The organism is Cupriavidus oxalaticus (assembly GCF_038900635.1).
GTDB classification, from domain to species: Bacteria; Pseudomonadota; Gammaproteobacteria; order Burkholderiales; family Burkholderiaceae; genus Cupriavidus; species Cupriavidus oxalaticus_B.
The window spans coordinates 82,935-106,471 of record NZ_JAYMRX010000025.1 but is presented as its reverse complement, the minus strand read 5'-3'; the positions used below and the strand labels follow the sequence as shown (position 1 = coordinate 106,471).

The window sequence follows — 23,537 nt, the reverse complement described above, 5'->3', positions numbered from 1 at the left end:
ATCGTGTCAGGCCAGCACCAGCGCCCGACGGGAACCCCAAAAACAGATCAGATAAAGCTGAAATGACACCGGAAAACCGGACATTTCAACTTTGCTGGCGCCCGGACATTTCAACTTTGCCTGGACAAAGGTTGTAGCGGCAAAGCGGTAATGTCCGGTTTTAGCAAAGCAGAAATGTCCGCCTGAGGCGCTCTTCCGGCTGTTGACACAAAACTGACGACATCTAGGACGCAAGTTGCTGACACATGTTCCGGTATCCCGCATGGAAACTCAGTGGTGACACGAGAGTCCTGACAACTCCGCCGGCACCTGCCGCGGGCTGAGCGGATACGGAATCGCTGCTTCGGTAGCGCCAGAAATCCGCCTCCTTTGCGGCGTGGTGCGTCGCGGTTAGCATAGTGGCAACGTGCATCGCCCCGGATGCCGTGCCCACGTGCCCTTCCATGACCGATTTCCAAGCAGCCGTATGGGTACGCCGGACTCTTTTGGTGTGTCTGCTCGGCGGGCTTCTCGCCCTTTCTTTTGTCGTAGTGCGGCCCTTCCTCGTGCCACTTGCCTGGGCAGCAATTTTCACCTATGTCACTTGGCCGCTCAACGCGTGGTTGCGCCGCGTGCTGCGTCAGCGACGAACCTGGGCTGCGCTGATCTCCACGCTGGCACTAACAGCGCTGCTGGGCGTGCCGATCATCGGGCTCACTATCCTCCTTCGTGCTGAGATGGTCGCCGCCTACCGCGAGGCGGCCGACATCGTGAACGCGGGCGTTGCACTACCGGATTCGCTCGCACGCCTGCCTTGGGTCGGCGAATGGTTGCAGGAATGGTTGTCAGTGCTGTTTGGTGACCGCGCAGCGCTGCGTGCCCAGGTCACGGCGCTGATCGACCGGTGGGGCGGCGCCCTTGCAAGGCTGGCCGGCGATGTGGGACTCAACGCAGGGCTCATTGGCGTGGCGCTGTTCACGGCATTCTTCTTCTTCCGCGACGGCGATCAATTGCTCGCGCAGTTTCGCCTGGTCCTGCAAGGGGTCCTCGGCCCGCGTGCTCACGGATACGTCATGGCAGTGGGCGACACCGCGCGGGCTGTGGTGTTCGGCCTCTTTCTCGCGGCGGTCACCCAGGGATCTGTCGCCGGCATTGGCTACTGGGCGGCAGGCGTTGACGCTCCGGTGTTCTGGGGCATTGCCACTGCCATGCTGGCGCTAATTCCCTTCGGGGCGCTTGTTATCTGGGTTCCCATCGGCGCATGGCTGCTCATCACTGGCCACACCGTGGCGGGGATCGGGCTCCTGCTGTGGGGCGCCACGGCCGTGAGCTGGGTCGATAACGTCGTTCGTCCGCTGGTCATCAGTGGGGCCACCAAGGTGCCGTTCCTGCTGGTGATGTTCGGCGTCCTGGGCGGACTCGCCGCATTTGGCCTGATAGGCCTGTTCGTCGGGCCGGTGATTCTTGCGGTGCTGCTCGCCGTATGGCGCGAATGGGTGGAAAGCCAGGCGGAGCAGCGGGCAGGGCCACCCTCGGCGTAAATCACCGGAACGGAGGCCCGCACAAGCTGCTCGATCAGCCCCGGCGGGTTGGACCGGGGCTCTCGGTCTTGCTAGTGCATCTGGCGCTTCAGGTCAGTGAGTTCAGAATGCATCGAACTGACTGCGTCCTTGACCTTTGCATCGAGACTGCCGGCCTGCTGGCAAGCGCGGTCTGCACGATCGCCGATCCGTTCGAGATCATCGACCCACTGCCGGATCCGATCCTCATCCTTGGACGATGCCATCTTCGATGCCGTCTTGCACTCCTTGTCGAGTTCATCCACACAGTTCATCAAGTCTTGTGGAACCTTCGCATCGGCATGACAAGTCCGTGATGTCTCGCTGATGGTTTGCTGCAGATGACTAAAACGTTGCTGCATTTCACTGGCTTGCAACATGATGCCCCCTTCGTGAACATCCATCCCCATGAATTCAGGCAGCAGATGACAGTGTGTTGCCCGTGCCATTGTCATTTGCCCGCAAGCGGCTAACAGCGAAGTTGCATTGCGCCAAAGCGGCGGCGAAGCGCGCAAATGACACTTTTTCAGTTTAGGTCAGAATCGGCACCCCGCTCCGCTGTGATCCCGAGGTTCCTTGCGGCGCGGCCCGGGAATCACGATTTTTGCGTCCCGCGCCTTACCCGGTCCAGATATTTTCCCGACGCCACTTCGATTCGCACCGTGTCCCCTTCCTTGATGAACTGGGGAACGAGAACTTCCATGCCGTTGTCCAGCGTCGCAGCCTTGAACGTAGAGGTTTCATGCTCGTGCATGCCCGGTAGCGTGGATACGATGGTTAACTCGACCACCGGGGGGAATGAGATGGTGACTGGTTCGCCCTCATAAAGCTGCACCGGGATTCGCATGCTGGGACGAAGAAATTTTTGATATGCGCCCATGGTTTCCGCGGCAATACTGATCTGCTCGAAGGTTTCGGGATTCATGAAATAAAAGCCGACACCATCGGTGTACAGATATTCCATCTCCTGGTGATCGAGCGCGACCTCCTCCAGTTTGTCGCTCGGGCGCAACCGCAACTCCTTGATGTGACCACTCTTCAGGCTCTTGAACTTGGCAAAGACTGCGCCTCCGTGTTGGCCACCGCCGGCGTGGTACCCGGCGCTGGTAACGATATGAAGTTCACCCTCAAGCATGATGACCATGCCCGACTTCAGTCCGGAAGCTTCGACCATTGGTGTCCCCGCCTGGGCGGCAAGATTCGCCTTCAGCCTAGCACTACAGTGGTGCCCCTTCAACAAACGGCAGGCACCGGTTTCACTGCTTTTCCTTCCCCCCTTCGCTTGCCACCAGCGCCCTTCTGGCAGATGAAAGCGCGAGTCGGAGATAGCCGCCATCACAGGCTATGCGGGCCTTGGTCAGCTCCAGTTGCTCTCCTGAACCGACCATTCCCGTTTCTGCCTCAATGGCTCGCATACAGCGCTCGATCAGGTCAGCCACTTCCCGTTCACGGTTGATGTCGCCGCCAACGATTCGATCCAGGCAATCACTAAGATCCGCCAAAAGGTCGTCGTACATCACCTACCTCCAAGTCCGTGTCGCGGGAGCTGACTAATGGGAACGCGGATCGCACACATAGAGATAGGGTTGTTTCAGAGAAACTGCACGCTCGTGAGGCACTTTGCAATCGGAACTTGACAGACTAATGTTGGACTATGCTCCGGGGGCTCGACGACGGAGGCAGTTATGAGCACGGTCTCAATAGAACCCGGCAGCTATCACGTTGCACCGCCGCAAAATCCCGGCGAGGTCATCGCGTTGATCGAGAAGCACGCGATCCAGGTCGTCGACCTCAGGTTCACCGACTTGCCCGGCGTCTGGCAGCACTTCTCGATCACGCTGCCGGAAGTCAATGACGATTTGTTCGCGACTGGCATTGGGTTCGATGGGTCTTCCATTCGTGGGTTCCAGGAGATACACGAGTCCGACATGCTGGTCAGGCCTGACCCGGCCACAGCATTCATCGATCCGTTTTGTACGGCGCCGACGCTGGCGTTAATCTGCGATGTGCTGGATCCTGTCCTGCACCAGTCGTACTCGCGCGATCCGCGCCACATTGCTCGAAAGGCGGAGCTGTACCTCCGGCAAACCGGTCTGGCCACGGTTTGCTACGTTGGCCCCGAACTGGAATTCTTCATTTTCGACTCCATTCGCTTCGGGCAGGACCAGCACTCCGGCTACTACTATGTCGAATCCGCCGAAGGCGAATGGGCCTCGGGCAAAGACGAAGGCGCCTACGGCGGAGGCAATCTTGGCTACAAGCAGCACTACAAGGGAGGATATTTTCCCGTGCCGCCAAGCGATACGCTGCAGGACATCCGCTCCGAAATCGTACTCGCGCTGATGCAGGCAGGCGTCCAGATCGAGGTGCATCATCATGAGGTAGCCACGGCGGGCCAGAATGAAATCGACATGCGATTTGCACCACTGACCCGGATGGCAGACAACGTGATGATGTATAAGTACATCTGCAAGAATGTTGCGCGCCGCCACGGCAAGGTCGCCACATTCATGCCCAAGCCCCTGTTTGCCGACAACGCGAGCGGCATGCATTGCCACCAGAGTCTGTGGCGCGACGGCGAAAACCTCTTCTACGACGAAAATGGTTGGGCGCAGACGTCCCAGATGTGCCGTTGGTACATCGGCGGCTTGCTCAGCCACGCGCCCGCCCTGATGGCGTTCTGCGCGCCGAGCACAAACTCATACAAGCGACTGGTGCCTGGATACGAGGCGCCTGTCAATCTGGCGATGTCGCAGCGCAATCGATCTGCGGCAGCCAGGATTCCGATGGTTTCGGATTCCCCCAGCGCCAGACGCGTTGAATTTCGCTGTCCGGACCCGTCGGCCAACGCCTATCTCGCCTTCTCGGCAATGCTGCTCGCGGGCCTTGACGGCATTGAAAACAAGACGGACCCCGGCGACCCGCTCGACAAGAACATTTATGATCTGCCACCAGAGGTAGCCGCCAGCATCCGGCAGGTGCCGGGTTCGCTTGAAGAGTCGCTTTGCGCCCTGGAATCCGATTCAGCGTTCCTGCGAAAGGGAGATGTCTTCACAGAAGACCTGATCAGGACCTGGATCGACTACAAGCGCACGCGCGAGATCGATACATTGAAGTTGCGCCCGCACCCGTGGGAGTTCTATCTCTACTTCGACATCTGATCAGCATTGCGAAGCAGCATGGATTATGCCCATCACTCCGTGGCGTCGAACGCCGGTTGGTAACGCACTTCGCCAACCGGAATTTCCCCGCCGAAGGCTACAGCCTGGAAGTATTCCGGGGGAACGCCCGGCAACACCAGGCAGGCATGCGCCCTGAATCCAAAACGGCCGTAGTACGCCGGGTTGCCGAGCACCACGCAGCCGGCGCCGCCGAGGCGCTGCAGTTCGCCCAGGGCCGCCTTCATCAGGCTTGTGCCGATGCCTTGCCCTTGCCGTTCAGGCAACACGGAGATCGGCCCCAGGCCATACCATGCCGTTGCTCCGGACGAAATCGCCACCGGCGAGATGGCGACATGGCCGACGACGGCGCCGCCTTCCGCTGCCACGAGTGATACGGTCAGTTGCCCATCGCGGCGCAGTGCGTCGACGATGAATTGCTCGGTATGGCTTGAGTGCGGCTCGCTGCGGAACGCAGCTTCGGTCAGCCGCGCGATGGCGTCGACGTCGACGGTTTGCTCATTGCGGATGTGGATGCCCATGTCTCTGTTCCGGTTGTCTCTGTCGGTCAAGGATACCTGCGACGCCTGATGTCAAAGCCAGATCGAAATGCCCGGCCTCCACCTGCCTGCTTGGAAACTGCCAATCCCGGGAAGTATGCTGTGATAGTCGCCTGCTTGCCGGCGCAATTCTTGGACGAGACATCATGGTGCTTGCGTGATCCGCCGCCACGCCTTTCCGGGGGCGCGTAGAAAGGGCCGAATACTCGCATTGCTTGCCGTCATTCTGGTGGCCGCTCTGGGTGGCATTGTCGCGTACAACCTGATTGGTGGCGAAAAGCGTATCGAGCGACGCCTGGACCGGCTCTACAGCCTGGCAGATCCGCAGTTTGTCCGTGAACTGGGCGTACTGCTCGGGCCTCCGGTCGTCGATGGCAACCGATTTCGCGTGCTCAGGAATGGCGACGAGATCTTTCCCGCGATGCTGGGCGCGATCCGCAGCGCGAAGCAAACGATCAATTTCGAGTCGTACATTTATTGGTCCGGCGATATCGGCAACGAATTCGCGCAGGCCCTTTCCGAACGCGCCAGGGCGGGCGTCAGGGTTCAGGTGCTGCTTGACGCCGTCGGCAGTTCGAAGATCGACAAGTCCGTGCTGGACATCATGACCGGCGCCGGCGTGGACGTGCGCCGCTACCACCCGGTGCGCTGGTATACGATCGGCAAGCTCAACAACCGTACGCACCGCAAGTTGCTGGTGGTCGACGGCACCATCGGCTTTACCGGCGGCGTCGGCATCGCGCCGGAATGGACCGGTAATGCCCAGGATCCCGACCACTGGCGCGATACCCATTTCCAGGCGGAAGGTCCCGTGGTTGGCCAGATGCAGTCCGTGTTCCTGGACAACTGGATCAAGGTCAGCGGCGCGGTGCCGCATGGGCCGAAGTACTTTCCCGAACTGCCTCCGGTCGGCAACAGCCGCGGCCAGATGTTCAGCAGTTCGCCCACCGGCGGCAGCGAGAGCATGGCACTGATGTACCACCTTGCGATCACGGCGGCCGCGCAAACGATTGACCTGTCGGCGGCCTACTTCGTGCCCGACGACCTGACGGAAAAGGCGTTGCTGGCGGCCCTGGCCAGGGGCGTCAGGCTGCGCGTGATCGTGCCGGGCGAGCATATCGATTCGGAGACGGTGCGCGCCGCGTCGCGCCGGCGCTGGGGCAATCTGCTGAAGGCCGGCGCCGTGATCGCCGAATACGCGCCGACGATGTACCACTGCAAGGTGCTGATCGTTGATAACCTGCTGGTGTCGGTCGGTTCGACTAATTTCGATAACCGGTCATTCCGTCTCAATGACGAAGCCACGCTGAATATCCTGGATGCCGGTTTTGCCGCCGAGCAGACCAGGATCTTCGAGGAAGACCTGAAATTGTCGCGCCCCAAGACCTATGAACAGTGGGCCAACCGTCCCTGGACCGAAAAACTGCGCGACCGGATGGCATCGCTGCTCGGCCCCCAACTCTGATCCCTGACGCGGACCCGGGGGTGCGGATCCCCGGGTCCCGGCCCTGCCCCCCCGGCCTGCCCTGCGGGGTATGATGCTGGCGATTCAGCCCCCATGGTCATGCCAGGCCGCGCCATCCATCAGCGCCCTGCACAGCCATCCGCCCGCGATGAACGCCCCACTGCAACTCGTCGGAAACCATCCATCGATTGTCGCCTTGCGCGACCTCATTGCCCGCGTGGCCGGCAGCCAGGCCCGCACGGTCTTGCTGTACGGCGAGACCGGCACCGGCAAGAGCCTGGTGGCTCGCATGCTGCACCAGCAATCGAGCCGCGCCAGTGCGGAATTCATCGACATCAACTGCGCCGCGATCCCGGCGCAATTGCTCGAATCCGAGCTGTTCGGCCATGAGCGCGGCGCGTTCACCGGTGCGGTCGGCAAGAAGGAAGGGTTGATCGAGGCCGGCAATGGCGGCACCGTGTTCCTGGACGAGGTACGCGAGCTGGACCTGGTCATGCAGTCCAAGCTGCTGACGCTGCTCGATACCCGGCGGTTCCGCCGCGTCGGCGCGGTCAAGCCGATCAGCGTGGATGTGCGCTTCATCGCCGCCACCAACAAGATCCTGCTCAGCGAGGTCAACGCCGGCAAGTTCCGCGAGGACCTGTACTACCGGCTGCAGGTCATCGCGATCAATATCCCGCCCCTGCGCGAGCGCGGCGACGACATCCTGCTGCTCGCGCATGGCGCGCTGCAGCGCTACAACCGGCAGTACGGCAGCCGCATGGATCGGCTCGACCCGGAAGTCGAGCGGATCTTTCGCGTGTATCCCTGGCCGGGCAATGTGCGCGAACTGGAAAACCTGCTGGAGCGCATCTGCCTGCTCGAGCAGGGCGACTGCGTCCTGCCGGCTCACCTGCCCGCGCGGATCCTGCGCGCGACCGGGGGCGCTGATTCCCCCGGCACGAGCCTCGCGCCTGCCGCCGATGCCGTTCCTGTCGCCAGCGCGGCTGCGCCCGCGGCAAGCGCCGCGCTGGCCGATGGCCTGGATTACCACGCCGCCACGGCGCAATTCCAGGCGGCGCTGCTCGGCCAGACGCTGGCGACATGCCATGGCAATCTTGCCGAGGCGGCGCGCCGGCTTGGCCTGAGCCGCCACGCACTCCGGCACCAGATGAGCAAGCTCGGATTGGCCGCGGGCTGACCCGGCGCGCATTTCACGCGTCCGCGTGGAAAGCGCGCCGCTGCGCTCGCGTGCGATCCACGCAGACCACCCTACCCCGTTCCACATGTCATTGATTTAAAAGATAAAAATCCGGCATCTCCGGCTGGCACGGCTTCTGCTGAGTAAGTGTCGTGTGACTCGCTTAATCGGATAAAGCGACACCTAACCGGAGAACCTTGCATGCAGTCGCTGAAGATCATTTGCCCCAACGGCCATCTCGGCTTTGCGCCGCTGCGCACCGGCAGCTTCGAGCTTGGCGTGGCCGCCCGGCCGGACTACATCGCGGCCGATTCGGGCAGCGATGACGTGGGCCCGGTGCCGCTCGGCTCGGATACTTCGACCAGCCCCGAGGCGTGGCAGCGCCACGACCTGGAGCACATGCTGCTGGCCTCGCGGCGCCTGGGCGTGCCGATGATCATCGGCTCGGCTGGCGACACGGGCACCAACAGCCGGGTCGACCTTTACGTCAGCATCATCCGCGAACTGGCGCAACGGCACGGGCTCAAGCGCTTTCGCATCGGCTACTTCTACTCGGAGGTTCCCAAGTCGCTGGTCCGCGAAAAGCTCGGCGACGGCGAGACCATCCGGGGCCTCGACGGCTTTGCCGACCTGACGCTGTCCGAGCTGGACAGCACCGAGCGCATCGTCGCCATGGCGGGCGTGCATCCGTATCTCGAACTGCTGCGCCAGGGAGCAGACGTGATCATCGGTGGCCGCAGTTCCGACGCCGCCGTGTTTGCCGCGCCGGCGCTGCACCACGGCTTCGCGGCGGACCATGCCTACTACCTCGGCAAGGTGCTGGAGTGCGCGTCCTTCTGCGCGGAACCCTACGGCGGCAAGGAAACGGTACTGGGCGAGATCACCCGCGACGACGTCCGCGTCACCGCGATGCATCCGGACCAGCGCTGCACCGTTGCCTCGGTGGCCGGCCATGCCATGTATGAACGCTCCAACCCCTACGAGGAATTTGTCGCGGGCGGCAGGCTGGACATGCGCCAATGCCGCTACGAGCAGCTCGATCCGCGCACGACCCGCATTACCGGTTCGCGCTTCGAGCCCGACCAGCTCGTGCGCGTCAAGCTGGAAGGCGCCGGCAAGGTTGGCGAGCGCTATGTGGGGCTTTGCGGCATCCGCGACCCGTACACGATTGCCAATGTGGATCGCGTGATCGCCTGGGCCCGCGACCAGGTACGCGCGCGCTTCGGCGATAACGGCTACGAGCTGCACTACAACGTCTACGGACGCGACGGCGTGATGGGCGAGCTGGAACCGCTGCGCGACCGTCCCGGCCATGAGTTGTGCGTCATGGTGCAGGGCGTGGCGCCAACGCGCGAGATGGCGGAGGAAGTGGCGATGACCGGCCTGCGCCAGATGTTCTATGCGCGCCTGCCGGACGTCAAAGGCACGGCCGGCTCGGTGTCGTTCCCGCTGGACGAGGTGCTGCGCGCCAGCCCCGCCTATCGCTGGACGCTGAACCACACGATGGCGGTGCACGATCCGCTGGCACTGTTCCCCACCCACGTTGTCGAGGCCGGCGTCTGACACGCCCGATTTCCAGGATATCCATCATGACCAACGCCAATCCGACCGCCTTCGCTGCGCCCGCGCAGAAGCTGCACGAGCTTGCCAAGACCATCCGCAGCAAGAACGCCGGGGTCAACAAGATCACCTTCGACATCATCTTCCGCGAAGCGGCGCAGTATGAGCGCGTCAAGCGGTCCCGGGTGCTGAGCCGCGAAAGCATGGCCGCGCTGTTCGGCGTCCCGGTCACGCGCATCAGCGATTTCGTCGAATACGATCCGGCCTTCGCGATCAAGTTCACCATGTACCGCCAGCGCCCGAGCGGCAGCGCCGGCGACGGCGACATCTTCGGCGCCCAGCAGTACGCACCGCTGCTGGAACTGGAGATTCCGGCCTGACCCGCGCACAGCCTGTCGCGGCCTGCACCTCTGGCGCGCGCAGGCCTGTGGCATCGCCGGCGCCGCCCGGTTGCGCCGGCGGTGCCGTCCTGCAGCCTTGCTGTACTACGATGACTTCGGACAGACGTATGAAGACGACCTCTTTCAAGCGCATTTGGACCCGCCTGGCGCGCATCCTGCCGGCGGCAATTGCCACGGCGGCGCTGGCGCCCGCCCCCACGGCCGGCGCGGCGCCCGTGGACAGCGCAGCCGCCGTGCCGCCGCTGATGCGGATCGTGGTGCCGTTCTCGGCAGGCGCCAGCAACGACGTGATCGCGCGCGCGATCGCGCCGGCATTGGCCCGCCGACTCGGCAACACGGTGATCGTGGAGAACCGGCCCGGCGTGGCCGGCGTGCTGGGCGCGGATTATGTCGCCAAGTCGCCACGCGACGGATCGGTGCTGCTGCTGACGTCCTCGACCTTCCTGACCGCGGCGGCAACGCAGGCGCGCTCGCCATATGATCCGCTGACCGCGTTCGCGCCGGTTGCGCTGGTTGCCGACGGGCCGCTGCTGCTGGCGGTGTCGTCCACGCTCGCGGCGTCGAAGTCGATCCGCACTGCCGCGGAACTGATCGCCGCCGCGCGCGCGAAGCCGGGGGCCATCACCTACGGCTCGGCCGGCGTCGGATCGCTGGGCCAGCTTGCGACAGAGATGCTGTGCGACGCCTCCCGGGTGCAGATGATGCACGTGCCGTACAAGGGCGCGGCCAATGCGCTGATCGACCTGGCCGCGGGGCAGATCGATGTGATGATGTCGAACTACAGCTCGATCGCTACGCAGATCAAATCCGGCAAGGTCAAGCCGCTGGCCGTGACGTCGGCCACGCCGAATCCCGCTTTCCCCGAGCTGCCAACGCTGGCGGCGTCGGTGCCGGGCTATGGCATCGAGATCTGGGTCGGGGTGCTGGCCCCGGCGGGAACGCCGGCGGCGCTGGTGCAGCGGCTCAACCGGGAAATCGCCGAGATCGCTGCCTCGCAGGAGGTGCGCGTGGTGCTGGAGCCGGATGGCTCGCGTCCGCTGGCTGTCAGCCCCGCCGAGTTTGGCGCGCGCATGAAGCACGATCTCGCGCAATGGAAGCGGATCGCCGCGGACCGCAAGATCATTGCGGAATAGACACCCTGCATGACGCAACCGTCCCATGCGAATTGGTATTCGGCAGCGCCGCGGGTAGGTGTTTAGGTAAGCCGCATAGGTGATCTGGCAATTTGGCCGCCAGCCGCAAATATGCAATATGGTAAGTCGCTTCGCCTTGCATAGACGAAGTGGTAATCGACGTATAAACTCTGGTAATCCTCCATGCCTCCATTACCTCACTCCGCAGTCCGCTTATGGCTTACGCTCCACTCGGCTACAGCGCCCTGATTGCCAGGTTCAAGCTGCGCGTTCCGCCCCTGCATTCGATATCGGAACTGTCGGACAAGACAGGCGTGCTGAGCACGCATACCGGCGCCGACGGCAGCGTAAAGACTGTCTATCCCAGAAATCGCTACCGCGGCGACGATACGACCCTCGACCATCTCACCTTTGCGCTGCGCAAGGAACCGCTGAACCTGACCGTGCTGGCCGCGCTGTTCGAGCACCAGGAGGTGGTTGACGAGGTGCGGCAGTGGCTGGCGGCTTCGCCCGGATCGCGGTATGCGCGGCTCAGCGGCTTTTATGCCAAGTGGCTTGCCGGCGCGCAGATCGACTACAAGCTGCCAGCGGGAACTGCCCGCGTTGCGGCGCTCGACGAGGCGGACTACGTTACGGGCGATAGCCAGCTCGACGCCCAGTTCGGCATCCTGAACAACCACCTCGGCCCCGCGGCATTCTGCCCCCTGGTGCGTCGCACCGAGCGCCTCGAGGCATTCATCGGCGCCGATCTCCCGGGCAAGATCGCCGCCGCGATCAACCGGCTCGAGCCGGAAGTCCTGGCACGCGCGGTGGACTATCTATACCTCGCCGAAACCCGTTCGACGTACTCGATCGAGAAGGAGTTGCCAGACAACCAGCGTGTCGCCCGGTTCAGGCGCCTGCTGGAGTTTGCCGGTGCCGCCGTGCCGCTCGACGAGGCGCAGTTCTGCGAATGGCAGAACGAGATCATTTCATCGATCCGCGCAGAGTACGCCTATCGCGACCGCCAGAACTGGCTCTCGCGCGGCGGACGGCTGCGCAACATTGCCGACTACATCCCCCCGCCCCCGCAGCAGGTCGAGCCGATGATGGAGGGCCTGGCGCAGGTTGCCGGCCTGATCAAGACGAAAGCGGCGCACCCCCTGGTCATCGCGGCATGCGTTGCATTCGGCTTTGTCTATATCCACCCGTTCTATGACGGCAACGGGCGCTTGCACCGCTTCCTGATCCACCATCTGTTGCGCCAGGCCGGCGTGACGCCGGAGGGCGTCGTGTTGCCGGTATCGGCCAGCATGCTGAAGAACCTGCCGGTCTACGCCGGCTTGCTGAAGGACTACTCGGCGCCTCGCACAGGGCTGCTGAACTATGTGCTTGACGCGGACAGCGATACGATTCTCATCAAGTCGCCACAGCCCTATTGGCTCTATGCGTCGTTCGATGCGACGGCGCTTTGCGAGTTTGTCTTCGAATGCGTCCAGCAGTGCGTCGAGGAAGACCTTGCGCTGGAGATCCGCTACCTGAAGGCCTTCGATGCCAGCGTGGCCCGCATCGAAGGATGGCTGGACCTGCGTCAGGCGCGCCTGACCAACCTGATCGACCTGGTCGTGCAGAACCACGGCGAGCTCTCAAACCGCAAACGCGCGAAATTCACCGAGTTGTCCGATGCGGAGATTGCGCGGATCGAGGAAGTGGTGCGCGACGAATTCGCGGACTACTTCGAAGCCACGGCCAAGGCGGCCTGATTTCGCGAGCTTGTTTTCACGCACCTCGGGCGCCTCGGGCGCCGCACGATTGCCAAAATCGGATATCGGTAGCGGCCACTGCATGGCCCGATAAGGCCGCGGCCGCCAGGGATGCCGGTTGGTGTCCCGACGATGTTGCAAAAAACGTTGGCCCGTGTGGAATAGAACCGGTCCCAGGCGTGTTTACTCCGAAGTAGCCCGAACCACAACCCGGAGAACGCCACACATGAAGTCCACCCTGCCCGTTTTCATGCTCGCCGCCATTGCGGCGGCCGCCGGTTCGACCTGTCTGGCAGGCGGTGTCCCGACGGTGCCGCATGGTCATGGCCCGGCGCCAGTGGCGCGGCAGCCGGAGCCCTTTGTCGCCAGCACCGCAAAGCCGTTCGCGCAACGCATGGACGACGCCATGGCCGTCATGGATGCAGGCATGCGCGCCGCCGCCATGAACGGCGACCCTGACCACGACTTCGTCGCGATGATGATCCCGCATCACCAGGGCGCCATCGACATGGCCAAGGCATTGCTGCTCGACACCAGCGATCCGGAATTGCGCAACCTGGCACAGGGCATCATCACCGACCAGCAGAACGAGATCCGCCTGATGCAAGCCTGGATTGCCCGCCATCCGAAAACCGCGCCGGGCCGCAGCCCGGCGCCTGCACATTCTCACTGAAGGAATCCCACATGAAGCAGACCTTGCAGCTTGCCCTGGGCCTGGCCACGGCGTCGTCGCTTGCCGCCGCGGCGCCGGCCGCCAGCGACCGCGTCTATACGGCGGACCAGAACAGCAACACCGTGTCGGTCATCGAGCCCGCCACCAATGCGCTGCTGGGGCAGATCCGCCTTGGCAACGCGCGGCCCGATATTCTTTCGCCGCTTTACAAGGGCGAGATCAACGTGCATGGCCTGGGCTTCTCGCCGGATCACAAGACGCTGCTCGTCGTCTCCAATGGCTCGAACTCGGCAACGTTCATCGATACCGCCACGAACAAGGTCAAGGGGGTTGCCTACATCGGCCGTTCGCCGCACGAGGGCTTCTTTACCGCCGACGGCAAGGAGGCGTGGGTGGTCGTGCGCGGCGAGGATTACATCTCGGTGATCGACCCGGCCAGCTACAAGGAGATCCGCCGCATCCCCACCGCGCCGGGCCCAGGCATGGTGCTGTTCCATCCCGACGGCAAGCTCGCCTTTGTCGTGTCCAGCTTTACGCCCGAAGTCGATGTGATCGACGTCGCCACGCACCAGGTCGTCAGGCGCATTCCGGTCGCCAGCCCGTTCTCGCCCTTCCTGCAGTTCACCCCGGATTTCAGCGAAGTGTGGATGACGCACAAGGACGTGGGCAAGGTCACCCGCATCGACACGAAAAACCTCAGCGTCAGCGGCGTGTTCGATACCGGCTTTATCACCAACCATATCGGCTTCGCCAGGACCGCGCGCGGCACCCTCGCCTACGTGACGGTGGGCGGCGAGAATGCGGTCAAGGTCTACACCACCGACGCCGAGCCGCGCCTGCTCGCGACCATTCCCGTGGGCGCGCTGCCGCATGGCATCTGGCCGTCCGATGACGGCAGCCGCATGTATGTCGGCCTGGAAAACGGCGACGGCGTCGACGTGATCGACACCGCCACCCAGCGCGTCATCGCCCGCACCCCGGTGGGACAGGCACCGCAGGCTCTCGTCTATGTCTCCAACGCCGTACCGGCCGGCGATGGCAAGGCAAACCTCGCGCCGCGCGCCAACAGCGATCCCGTCAACATTCCGCTCAAGGCGACCGGCAGCTCGGGGCGCGGCTTTGTCGTGGCACGCAACCTCGGCCTGGTCGATGCGCTGGAAGTGTTCCTGTTCCAGCTCAAGCCCCAGACGGTCTACGACGTCTACGTGTCCGGCCACCGGACGCCCGTTGCAAGCTTCAGGACGAATGCTGCCGGCGCCGCCAATGGCACGGCCATCGGGCCGTTGCGCGAGGTAGTGCCTGCCTTGTCCGGCAAGCAGCCCGCCGCCGCCACGCTGCTGGTGGTCGAGGGCAACGCGCCGCCGACCACCTCCCATGCGGTGCTGACGGGCACGCAGCAGGTTGCGCTTCAGCTGCCCCGGTAGGTGCCGAAACTCCACGGCGAGCACAGCAGCGGCACGTGGTAGTGCTGCGCGGCGTCCGCGATGGTGAAGCGCACGGGCACGATGTCGGCGAACGTGTCCGGCGTCTTGAAGTAGTCCGCCACCCAGAAACGCAGCTCGAAGTCGCCGGTGCGGGCGTGCGCGGCGGGCAGCATGGGCGAGTCGGTGCGCCCGTCGTTGTTGGTCCGCGCCTTTGCGATCAGTTTCGGGGGCTGCGTGCCGACGTCAAACAGTTCGATCTGCATGCCGGCAATCGGCTTGCCGAGCGATACGTCGAGCACGTGGGTGCTGATGCCTGCCATGGTTTGTCTCCTTTCAGTGCAACGCCGGCATCAGCTGCCGCGGTAGTAGTTGTAGCTCCACGGCCCGAACGTCACGGGCAGGTGGATGCGCTGGCTGGCGTCCGTCACGCGCAGGCGCAGCGGGATCTTCGACAGGAACAGCGGCTGCGGCAGGCTGGCCTTGCGCGCGGCGAAGTATTCGTCCACGTGCATCACTAGCTCGTAGGTACCGGTGCGGTAGGCATCTCCGAGCAGCAGCGGCGGTTCGCTGCGCCCGTTGGCGGCGAGCGTCACCGTCTGCAACAGGCGCGGCTGTCCGTTTTCGACGCGGTACATGTCCACACGCATGCCGGCGGCCGGCGTGCCGTGCCAGGTGTCGAGCGCGTGCATGGTCAGCCGGGGGCTGAGGCCGCCCTGTTGCACCGGGCCCGCGGTCTGGTTGGGGGCCGCAGCCGGTGCCGGGCTGGCGGCCAGTGCGTTGCCGGCCAGCAGCGCACTGCCTCCCAGCGTGATCGATTGCAGGCCGAAGCGGCGGCGTGCGGCGTTGAAGCCGGGATCGTGGTCGTCGTGCATGTCAGGCCTCGCGCTTGTGATGGAGACGGCGGATGCCGAACACAACCAGCACCGCAGCCAGGATTTCGATGGCGGCCACCAGGTACAGGCCGCTGCTGACCGTGCCGGTCGCGGTCTTGATCAGGCCCATCACATAGGGCGCGCCAAAGCCGGCCAGGTTGGAGACGGAATTGATCAGGGCCACGCCCACCGCGGCGGCGCTGCCCGCCAGGTAGCGGTTGGGCAGTTGCCAGAACACGGGGATGGCGCTCATGGTGCCGACCAGCGCGGCGGTCATGGCCAGCAGAGTGATCATCGGCGGCAGCGCCTGCGCGCCCAGCAGCACGGCCAGCACGGCCATCGCCGCACCGCCGATCAGAGCGGCGCCGCTGAAGTGCCAGCGCACCTCGTTGCGGCGGTCAGAGTGGGCACCGTTGACGATCATGCCGACCGCGCCGCAGAGATAGGCCACCGCCGCGATCCAGCCCACCGCCATCGGCGTGGTAAAGCCCACTTCCTTGATGATGGTCGGGATCCAGAAGGTCAGCGTGGAATTGGCGCACAGCAGGCAGAAGAAGATCGCGATCAGCAGCCACACCTTGCGGTTAGTGAACAGCGTACGCCAGTCGTGCCCACGCTCGCCCATGGTGGCGTTGTCGCGCTTCAGGGCATCGAGCACCACGCGCTTCTCATGGTCGGTCAGCCAGTTGGCCTGCTCCGGCTTGTCGGTCATGTAGAACCACGCGAAGATGCCGGCCAGCACGGACGGAATGCCTTCGAGGATAAACAGCCATTGCCAGCCATGCATGCCGTGCACGCCGCCCATCGAGGTCATGATCCAGCCGGCCAGCGGGCCGCCGAGCACACCCGCGATGGCCGATGCCGACATGAAGGTGCCGAAGGCGCGGGCGCGCCGCTCGGACGGATACCAGTAGGTCAGGTAGAGGATCACGCCGGGATAGAAGCCCGCCTCGAACGCCCCCAGCAGGAAGCGCAGGATATAGAACTGCGTTGGCGTGGTGACATAGGTCTGCAGCATGCAGATCACGCCCCAGCAGATGGTGATGCGCATGATGGTCTTCTTGGCGCCGATCTTCTGCAGCAGCATGTTCGACGGCACCTCGAAGAAGAAGTAGCCGAGGAAGAAGATGCCGGCGCCCAGGCCATACACCGCCTCGCTGAAGCGCAGCGAATCCAGCATTTGCAGCTTGGCGAAGCCGATGTTGACGCGGTCCAGCCACGCCAGCACCCACAGCACGCCAAGGAATGGCAGCAGGCGCCACGACACCTTGCGGAAGACGCTGGCTTCCGCATCGTCCGCCGTGCCGGCGAACAGCGGAACACCCTGTTTTGTAATGGACATGGAGTCTCCTGTCTTGTCGGTTTGTGTGGTGCGGCCGTTGCCGCGGGGATGGTGCGGCGGCGGCCTTCCGTCTGGATTGGGTGCAAGTATAGGAACGGGCCCGGAATGCGGAACGGGGGGGCTGGTATAGGCCCTATATCAGCTTGGATATGGCCCGGGAAGCCTTGCCTGGCGCGGGTTTCCGGGCGTTTGGCGGGCGCGTTGGCGGACCTATGGATTACCCTAGGACCCCGGCTTTGCCATCCTTCGCGGGGCACTCGACGATTGGCGTTCCCGGCCGCGTGCGGGTTCGACCGCGTTGCCGTGCGGTGCGCAAAAGGCTACAAAGCCGCCATGGGCAGCACGCAATGTGCGACGCTTGCGCCGCCGGCTGCCCACGCCTGCTTACCGACCAGAACGCCAGAGACTTCGCATGATCCGCGCCGACGACCCTTTCGATACCTACCTGCTGCGCGTGCTGTGCATCCTGATTGCCGAGCAGAGCGTCTCGCGCACCGCCATCCGCCTGAACCAGTCGCAGCCGGCGATCAGCTCGGCACTCAAGCGGCTGCGCGCGATCTTCAACGACCCGCTGCTCACGCGGGAGAAGAACGTCATGGTGCCGACCGAGCGCGCCCTGCAGATCGCCCGCAACGCGCAGGCGGCGCTGAGCGCGCTGGACAACCTGCTCGTGTCGGACGACCGCTTCGACCCCGCCACCACCGAGCAAAGCTTTACCGTAGCCATGCCGGACTATCTCGCGCCGCCCTTCTTTGCCCACGTGGTGCGTGAATTCCGCCGCGTGGCGCCGCACGCGCGGCTCGCGGCGATTCCGCTGACCGCCACTTTCGACTACGAGCAGGCGCTGTCCGAGGGCACCATCGATATCGTGATCGGCAACTGGCCCAATCCGCCGGAGCACCTGCACCTGTCGGTCTTGCTGGAAGACGAAGTGGTCTGCATGGTGGCGCGCGACAGCGTGCATAACCAGCCTGGCAAGTTCACCGCGCAGGCCTACCTGGGCGCGGCGCATATCGTGCCCACGCCCTATTCGCGGGACCAGCGCGGGCTGGTGGACACGGGCCTGAGCACGATGCGCGTGCACCGCGACAATCGCGTGAGCTGCCCCTACTTCAACCTCGCGCCGAGCCTGATCCCGGGGACCGACCTGATCCTGACCACGGGCCGCCACTTTGCCAACTATCACGCGCAGCACGTGCCGGTGGCAGTGCTCAGGCCACCGATCGAATTCCCCTTCATGCGCTTCTACCAGCTGTGGCATCCCGCGCGCCACCGCTCGGCCTCGCATGCATGGCTGCGCGGCATGCTGACGGCGGCGTCGCAGGCGCTGCGTGACCTGCGCGACCTGGACCCTGCCGCGCGCGCGTAGCGGTATCGGATTCTGTTATGCGTCTTATATGGCCGCGCCCCTCGCCGCGGCCATGCCTGCTTTCTATACTCGGCCCGTATTCGGTTTCCATGCCTGGCCCGCGCGGCGGGCCTAACGGGAGAGCATTCCATGTCACAGTCACTCGATCTGGCGCCGGTCAATGCGCTGGACCAGTCCGGCTTTATGCACGCGTTCGGCAGCGTGTTCGAACACTTTCCTCTGGCCGCCGAGCGCGCCTGGGCGCAGCGGCCCTTTGCATCGTCCAGCGCCCTGCACGATGCGATGATGGATGTCGTCTGCAAGCTGGATGCGAAAGCCCAGAGCGATTTCCTCAACCTGCACCCGATGCTGTCGGCCGCCAATATCCGCGCCGGCACCATGACGGCGGATTCGAATGCCGAGCAGAAGAGCGCCGGGCTGGATGCAATGTCGGCGCAGCAGGAGGCCACGCTCGACCGCATGAATGCCGCTTACCTCGCGCGGCACGGCTTTCCCTTCATCATCTGCGTGCGGCACTACACGCGCGATGGCATCTTCGCCGCGCTGGAACGCCGTATCGACCGCAGTACGCAACTGGAGCTGGACGAGGCGCTCGCGCAGATCGGCGCGATCACCCGCGGGCGGCTGCAGGCACGGCTCGCTACGCTGGCCTGAATGCCGTGACGGGTGCGGGGCGCAGGCCGTCCGGCGCTCCAGGCCAGCCGTGCATCCCGGCATGCAGCGCTGTGCGCCGCGGCTTTGCGCCATCCATGCTTCGAAGGTGGTCTCCCGCCCGATCGGCGATCGGCCCCGTTGCGCCCATCGCCCGCCTTGATAAATCAACTTATTGACCGAATAACAGCTGATCCCGCACTTCTTCACCGGAATTACCCTAGGTTTCCGCCACGATTTAAGTCATGATCTTGACGTATAACCACGCATCAACCATAGTCCGACCAGCCTTGGCCAGGGGCCGGTTCGAAGGGCCTTGCCGCCGGTTGAGCGTTCAAAAGAAGATTGGTGAAGGAGACATACGATGCAGCACATTGATGTACAAAAGCTGGCCGACGATGCCCGCTTCAACCCATTCCATGCGCGTGTCCTGGCCTGGTGCCTGCTGGTGATCATCATCGACGGCTACGACATCGCCGTTGCGGGTGCCGCGTTGCCTTCGATCATGAAGGAGATGGGCGTCACCGCGTCGACGGCCGGCTTCATGGCGAGCTCGGCGCTGTTCGGCATGATGTTCGGCGCCATCTTCCTGGGCGCCCTGTCTGACAGGATCGGCCGGCGCTGGACGATCTCGCTGTGCGTGTTCCTGTTCAGCGTGTTCACCGCGGCCGCGGGCCTGACCAGCGATCCGGTCACGTTCAGCGTGATGCGGTTTATCGCCGGTCTCGGCATTGGCGGCGTCATGCCCAACATCGTCGCGCAGATGACGGAATACTCGCCGCGCAGGATCCGCAGCTTCATGACCACGGTGATGTTCTCCGGCTATGCCATCGGCGGCATCCTGGCAGCGGTGATCGGCAAGCAGTTCATCGCCGGATTTGGCTGGCAGATCGTGTTCTTCGCGGCCGGCGTGCCGGTGCTCCTGATCCCGTTCATCCTGAAGACGATGCCGGAGTCGCTGTCGTTCCTGGTGTCGCGCCAGAACGAAAAGGACCTGCGCGCCCTCGCGCAACGCATCGACCCGCAACTGCGCCTGGATGCCGGCGCCACCTTCCGCGTTCCGCAGCAGGACCGCGCCACCGGCGTGCCGCTGGCCCGCCTGTTCCAGGACGGCCGCGGCTTCAGCACGGTCATGTTCTGGATCGCCTTCTTCACCGGCCTGTTCATGGTCTATGCGCTCAGCACCTGGCTGACCAAGCTGATGGCGATGTCGGGCTACAGCCTGGGCTCGGCGCTCAGCTTCGTGATCGCGCTGAACGTGGGCGCGGTGGTCGGTGCGATTGGCGGCGGCTGGCTCGCCGACCGGTTCCATATCAAGTGGGTGCTGGTGGTGATGTACTTGCTCGGCGGCGCGTTCCTGTACCTGATGACGTTCAAGACCTCGACCGAGATGCTCTACCTGCTGATCGGCGCGGTGGGTGCCTGCACGACCGGCGCGCAGATCGTCGCGTACGCCTACAGCGGCCAGTACTATCCGGTGTCGATCCGCTCGACCGGCGTTGGCATGGCCTCGGGCATCGGGCGGCTCGGTGCCATCGCGGCGCCGGTGCTGATCGGGCTGATCGTTTCGCTGCAGCTGCCGCTGGCGCAGAACTTCCTGGTCATCGGCGCGGCCGGAATCGTGGGTGCGCTGGCACTGGCGTGCATCAACCATCGGCTCTCGGCATCGGCGCAGCACGTCGATGCCGCGGCAAGCGTGCCCTCGGCGTCGGTGGTGCCGGGCGTGGCTGAAGCGCGAAGCTGACAGAGTCCTTGGAGGCGCGCGGCGCGAGTGCGCGCCGCGACAAGAAAATGGCGGGCCGGCACGATGCCAGGGCCCGCCATTGTCATTCTGGAAGTCAGTCGGCCGCGTCGACGATAAAGCGCCTGGTAATGGTGGCGCCGGCCCGCACGCGGCGATGCCGGACCGCCCAGACAACCGCACGAATGGCCTTGCCGCCGTGGGACTCGACCATGCGCGTACACCGTTCCAGCGCCGCATCGTCCGGGAAATAGCGAAGCTCGGCGGCACTGCCCAGGATCACCGCAATGTCCAGCGCGGATTGCTGGCGCATGGCCAGCGACAGCAGGCGGCTGAGGCGGCGTGTCACCGCATTGGCGTCGCCGGGCCATTGGCGCCGGGCCTCGGCCTGGATGGTCCGGGCCGCGGCGCGGATGTGATGGAGCATGTCGGCGATGCCCGGTTCCGGCTGTGTGGGCCGGTGGGGTCGCGCGGCTTGTGCCATTTCCATGTTCTGTATCCCAGCGAGCCGGTGGAGCAAACGCTCAGCGGCTGACGGCCACGACGGCGGCGTCGCCGGCATGGTGGAGCGTGATGGCCATGGCCGAACCTTTGTAGCAAGAGTCCGGAGAATACTAGGCACGCTTTACGTATACGTCAATATCATTACCTACATTTTCCAGTGCATCGGCCCGTCGAGCCGTGTTTCCTCGATCCTACGCAGAAAAAATAATCAGGATCATTCCGTAAATGCAGCGGAAGAGGACTACCGCACCACATCCGGACGGATTCGATACGGGCCCAGGCGGCCACCCCGCCCTTCGTCCCGCGCACGTGTGTGTTCCGCGCCCCTTAGAATAGGCACACCAATGGCCAGGCCCACGGCGGCCAGCGTCAAACCCACACCATGACCAAACCAGATTCCACGTACGACCCGTCCGACGCATCCGTCCATAACCGGCTGTTCTTCCGGCTGTTCCAGGCCGGCAATACGCTGGACCGGCAGACCAGCAAGTCGCTCGGCATCACTACGGTGCAGTGGTCCGTGCTGGGGGCGCTGTCGCGGCAGCAGGTGCGCGAAGGGATGTCGTTCTCGGAACTGACGGAATACCTGGTGGTGAGCCGGCAAAGCCTTGATGGCGTGCTAAAGCGGCTGGAGCGGGAAAAGCATGTCCAGCGCGTTGCCGACACGGTGGACCGCCGCGCCAAGAAGGTGGTGCTGACGCCAAAGGGGCGCGAGTTCTGGAACAGCCTGCAACCCAGGATCTACGAGTTCTACCGCCAGGCACTGGCGAGTTTCGGCTTTGACGACAAGGTTTCCCTGGTCCATTTCCTGAACCAGCTCAACGCCGGCCTGGCCAGCGTCCACATGGACGCGGCCCCGGGTGCGCACGCGCCGGAGGAACCGGCACGGTCCGCCTAGGACCGGCTGCGGCCGCGACGCTCGGCACGGCCATCACCGCCGCCCCCGGAGCGCCGCCGATACCCGCCGGGCTATGACAAAATACGCCACGCACCGGCCCGCTCCGCCTCCGCACCGTCTTGCCCGCCCCGCGACATTGACCCAGTTCACCGCCACCGTCCCCATATCACTGGTCAACGGCTTCCTGTCCGGTGCCGATCCGGCCGCCATGGCGCGGCTGGCGGAGCGCGCAGGGATCCCGCGCGGCCTGCTGCAGGCGCCGGCGGCGCGCGTGACCGAGGAACAGTTCTCCACGCTCTACCGTGAACTCGCCATGGAGCTGGACGACGAGATGCCCGGCATCTTCAGCCGGCCGCTGCGCAACGGCACGCTCAAGTTCCTGTGCCTGAGCCTGCTGGATGCGCCGCGGCTGGAGGTGGCGCTGCACCGCTTCGGCCAGTTCTTCCACCTGATCCTGGACGATTTCCGGCTCGAGTCCGGGCGCGAGGACGGCTTCGGCGAGGTCGTGCTGCATGCCGACCCGGCCGGCCCCGGCGTCAGCGCGCTGGGCAGCGAGCTGATGCTCAAGCTGGTCCACGGGGTGGCCTCATGGCTGATCGGCGTGCGTATCCCGCTGGCCAGGGTGGAATTCGATTTCCCGCTGCCGCCGCGCGCCAGCGACTCCCTTTACCTGTTTCCCGGCCCGGTCCAGTTCGGCGGCCGCCAGACCCTGCTCAGGTTCGACCACGCCTACCTGGACATGCCGGTGCGCCGGCGCAAGGCCGAGCTGCAGAAGTTCCTGGCGCGCGCGCCCGAGGACTGGATCTTCGTCTCGTTCGCGGAACAGATGGTGTGCCACCATGTGCGCCAGTACCTGGCCGACTGCCTGCCGGCGACGCCGACCATCGAAGCGGTGGCGCAGGACCTGCATTTTTCCGTGCGCACGCTGTGCCGCCGGCTCACCGCCGAGGGCACCAATTTCCAGGCGATCAAGGACGAGGTCCGCCGGGACATTGCCATCCAGCGGCTGACGCGCACCGCCGACGCGATCGCAGAGATCGCCTTCGATATCGGGTTTGACAATCCCACCGCCTTCCATCGCGCCTTCCGCAACTGGACCGGCAGCACGCCCAAGGCCTACCGGACCATGCCCGCGAGCGCCTGACAAATCCTGCCACCCGGCGGTGGGCATTTCCGCGCGCCGGTTTGCGTAGGGCGGCAGGTTTCGTCAATGAATGGGCAGTTTTGGGTAGCCGCGACGGGCGCTTCCGGCGGTACGATCACGCATCGGCCCGCGTTGCGGGCAGGCGCCATTGCTTGCGCGCCACCCAGGAACAAGCGTACAGA

At 64.5% G+C, this 23,537-nt stretch carries 23 protein-coding genes; 15 read left to right on the top strand and 8 right to left on the bottom strand.

What is annotated here, in order from left to right; all coding sequences use genetic code 11:
* The first annotated feature begins 443 nt into the window (after positions 1-443).
* Entirely contained in the window at positions 444-1,520 is a 1,077-nt protein-coding gene (locus VSR71_RS29025) for an AI-2E family transporter (protein ID WP_342917107.1), read from the top strand.
* Positions 1,521-1,591: 71 nt separating this feature from the next.
* Here the strand turns inward: VSR71_RS29025 and VSR71_RS29020 are convergent, their stop codons facing one another.
* The 3 genes from VSR71_RS29020 to VSR71_RS29010 all read right to left on the bottom strand — a co-directional run bounded on the left by VSR71_RS29020 (position 1,592) and on the right by VSR71_RS29010 (position 3,055).
* Positions 1,592-1,918, bottom strand: a complete 327-nt coding sequence (locus VSR71_RS29020) for a hypothetical protein (RefSeq protein ID WP_342917108.1) — start codon at positions 1,916-1,918, stop codon at positions 1,592-1,594.
* 215 nt (positions 1,919-2,133) lie between these two features.
* Entirely contained in the window at positions 2,134-2,712 is a 579-nt protein-coding gene (locus tag VSR71_RS29015; RefSeq protein ID WP_342917106.1) for an elongation factor P, read from the bottom strand.
* 82 nt (positions 2,713-2,794) lie between these two features.
* Positions 2,795-3,055 carry a hypothetical protein gene (locus VSR71_RS29010; protein WP_342917105.1) on the bottom strand — a complete coding sequence of 87 codons (261 nt, stop codon included), beginning with the start codon at positions 3,053-3,055 and terminating at the stop codon, positions 2,795-2,797.
* A 168-nt stretch (positions 3,056-3,223) separates the two neighbouring features.
* Here VSR71_RS29010 and glnA point away from each other — a divergent pair, with 168 nt between their 5' ends.
* Entirely contained in the window at positions 3,224-4,699 is a 1,476-nt protein-coding gene (gene glnA, locus VSR71_RS29005) for a type I glutamate--ammonia ligase (RefSeq protein WP_342917104.1), read from the top strand.
* Between the two features lie 32 nt (positions 4,700-4,731).
* Here glnA and VSR71_RS29000 read toward each other — a convergent pair whose 3' ends face one another.
* Complete coding sequence (locus tag VSR71_RS29000) at positions 4,732-5,238, bottom strand: N-acetyltransferase (protein ID WP_342917103.1); 507 nt, start codon at positions 5,236-5,238, stop codon at positions 4,732-4,734.
* A gap of 229 nt (positions 5,239-5,467) precedes the next feature.
* Here VSR71_RS29000 and VSR71_RS28995 point away from each other — a divergent pair, with 229 nt between their 5' ends.
* The 8 genes from VSR71_RS28995 to VSR71_RS28960 all read left to right on the top strand — a co-directional run bounded on the left by VSR71_RS28995 (position 5,468) and on the right by VSR71_RS28960 (position 14,834).
* A complete protein-coding gene (locus VSR71_RS28995) occupies positions 5,468-6,721 on the top strand; it encodes a phospholipase D-like domain-containing protein (protein ID WP_342917102.1) in 1,254 nt (417 codons plus the stop codon).
* 148 nt (positions 6,722-6,869) lie between these two features.
* The gene (locus VSR71_RS28990; RefSeq protein ID WP_342917101.1) at positions 6,870-7,901 is read left to right on the top strand and encodes a sigma-54 dependent transcriptional regulator; all 1,032 of its coding nucleotides are present in this window, start codon (positions 6,870-6,872) and stop codon (positions 7,899-7,901) included.
* A gap of 201 nt (positions 7,902-8,102) precedes the next feature.
* Positions 8,103-9,464: an acyclic terpene utilization AtuA family protein gene (locus VSR71_RS28985; protein ID WP_342917100.1), complete on the top strand. Its 1,362-nt coding sequence runs from the start codon at positions 8,103-8,105 to the stop codon at positions 9,462-9,464.
* Between the two features lie 26 nt (positions 9,465-9,490).
* Positions 9,491-9,841: a DUF4387 domain-containing protein gene (locus VSR71_RS28980; protein WP_342917099.1), complete on the top strand. Its 351-nt coding sequence runs from the start codon at positions 9,491-9,493 to the stop codon at positions 9,839-9,841.
* Positions 9,842-9,969: 128 nt separating this feature from the next.
* Positions 9,970-10,995: a tripartite tricarboxylate transporter substrate-binding protein gene (locus VSR71_RS28975; protein ID WP_342917098.1), complete on the top strand. Its 1,026-nt coding sequence runs from the start codon at positions 9,970-9,972 to the stop codon at positions 10,993-10,995.
* A gap of 215 nt (positions 10,996-11,210) precedes the next feature.
* On the top strand, positions 11,211-12,737 hold the full coding sequence (locus VSR71_RS28970) for a Fic family protein (RefSeq protein ID WP_342917097.1): 1,527 nt from the start codon (positions 11,211-11,213) through the stop codon (positions 12,735-12,737).
* Positions 12,738-12,963: 226 nt separating this feature from the next.
* Positions 12,964-13,410 (top strand): DUF305 domain-containing protein, encoded by a 447-nt coding sequence (locus VSR71_RS28965; RefSeq protein ID WP_342917096.1) that lies wholly within the window; start codon positions 12,964-12,966, stop codon positions 13,408-13,410.
* A gap of 11 nt (positions 13,411-13,421) precedes the next feature.
* A complete protein-coding gene (locus VSR71_RS28960) occupies positions 13,422-14,834 on the top strand; it encodes a hypothetical protein (RefSeq protein ID WP_342917095.1) in 1,413 nt (470 codons plus the stop codon).
* On the opposite strand, the gene uraH is transcribed toward VSR71_RS28960, so the two are convergent.
* Genes uraH through VSR71_RS28945 form a run of 3 tightly spaced genes read right to left on the bottom strand, consistent with a single transcriptional unit; the run spans position 14,819 to position 17,048 of the window.
* Entirely contained in the window at positions 14,819-15,154 is a 336-nt protein-coding gene (gene uraH / locus VSR71_RS28955; protein WP_342917094.1) for a hydroxyisourate hydrolase, read from the bottom strand. The genes VSR71_RS28960 and uraH overlap by 16 nt on opposite strands.
* Positions 15,155-15,184: 30 nt before the next feature.
* Positions 15,185-15,706 carry a hydroxyisourate hydrolase gene (locus VSR71_RS28950; RefSeq protein ID WP_342917093.1) on the bottom strand — a complete coding sequence of 174 codons (522 nt, stop codon included), beginning with the start codon at positions 15,704-15,706 and terminating at the stop codon, positions 15,185-15,187.
* A gap of 1 nt (position 15,707) precedes the next feature.
* A complete protein-coding gene (locus VSR71_RS28945; protein ID WP_342917092.1) occupies positions 15,708-17,048 on the bottom strand; it encodes an MFS transporter in 1,341 nt (446 codons plus the stop codon).
* A 412-nt stretch (positions 17,049-17,460) separates the two neighbouring features.
* On the opposite strand from VSR71_RS28945, the gene VSR71_RS28940 reads away from it, so the two are divergent.
* From VSR71_RS28940 to VSR71_RS28930, 3 genes are all read left to right on the top strand, one after another.
* Positions 17,461-18,417: a LysR family transcriptional regulator gene (locus VSR71_RS28940; protein ID WP_342917091.1), complete on the top strand. Its 957-nt coding sequence runs from the start codon at positions 17,461-17,463 to the stop codon at positions 18,415-18,417.
* Between the two features lie 129 nt (positions 18,418-18,546).
* Positions 18,547-19,071 (top strand): 2-oxo-4-hydroxy-4-carboxy-5-ureidoimidazoline decarboxylase, encoded by a 525-nt coding sequence (gene uraD, locus VSR71_RS28935; protein WP_342917090.1) that lies wholly within the window; start codon positions 18,547-18,549, stop codon positions 19,069-19,071.
* 361 nt (positions 19,072-19,432) lie between these two features.
* Complete coding sequence (locus VSR71_RS28930; protein ID WP_342917089.1) at positions 19,433-20,812, top strand: MFS transporter; 1,380 nt, start codon at positions 19,433-19,435, stop codon at positions 20,810-20,812.
* Between the two features lie 94 nt (positions 20,813-20,906).
* On the opposite strand, the gene VSR71_RS28925 is transcribed toward VSR71_RS28930, so the two are convergent.
* Positions 20,907-21,299, bottom strand: a complete 393-nt coding sequence (locus tag VSR71_RS28925; protein ID WP_342917088.1) for a hypothetical protein — start codon at positions 21,297-21,299, stop codon at positions 20,907-20,909.
* A gap of 396 nt (positions 21,300-21,695) precedes the next feature.
* On the opposite strand from VSR71_RS28925, the gene VSR71_RS28920 reads away from it, so the two are divergent.
* Together VSR71_RS28920 and VSR71_RS28915 are read left to right on the top strand one after the other, a co-directional pair.
* Positions 21,696-22,211: a MarR family transcriptional regulator gene (locus VSR71_RS28920; protein WP_342917087.1), complete on the top strand. Its 516-nt coding sequence runs from the start codon at positions 21,696-21,698 to the stop codon at positions 22,209-22,211.
* 208 nt (positions 22,212-22,419) lie between these two features.
* Positions 22,420-23,355, top strand: a complete 936-nt coding sequence (locus VSR71_RS28915) for an AraC family transcriptional regulator (protein WP_428979471.1) — start codon at positions 22,420-22,422, stop codon at positions 23,353-23,355.
* Positions 23,356-23,537: the final 182 nt, after the last annotated feature.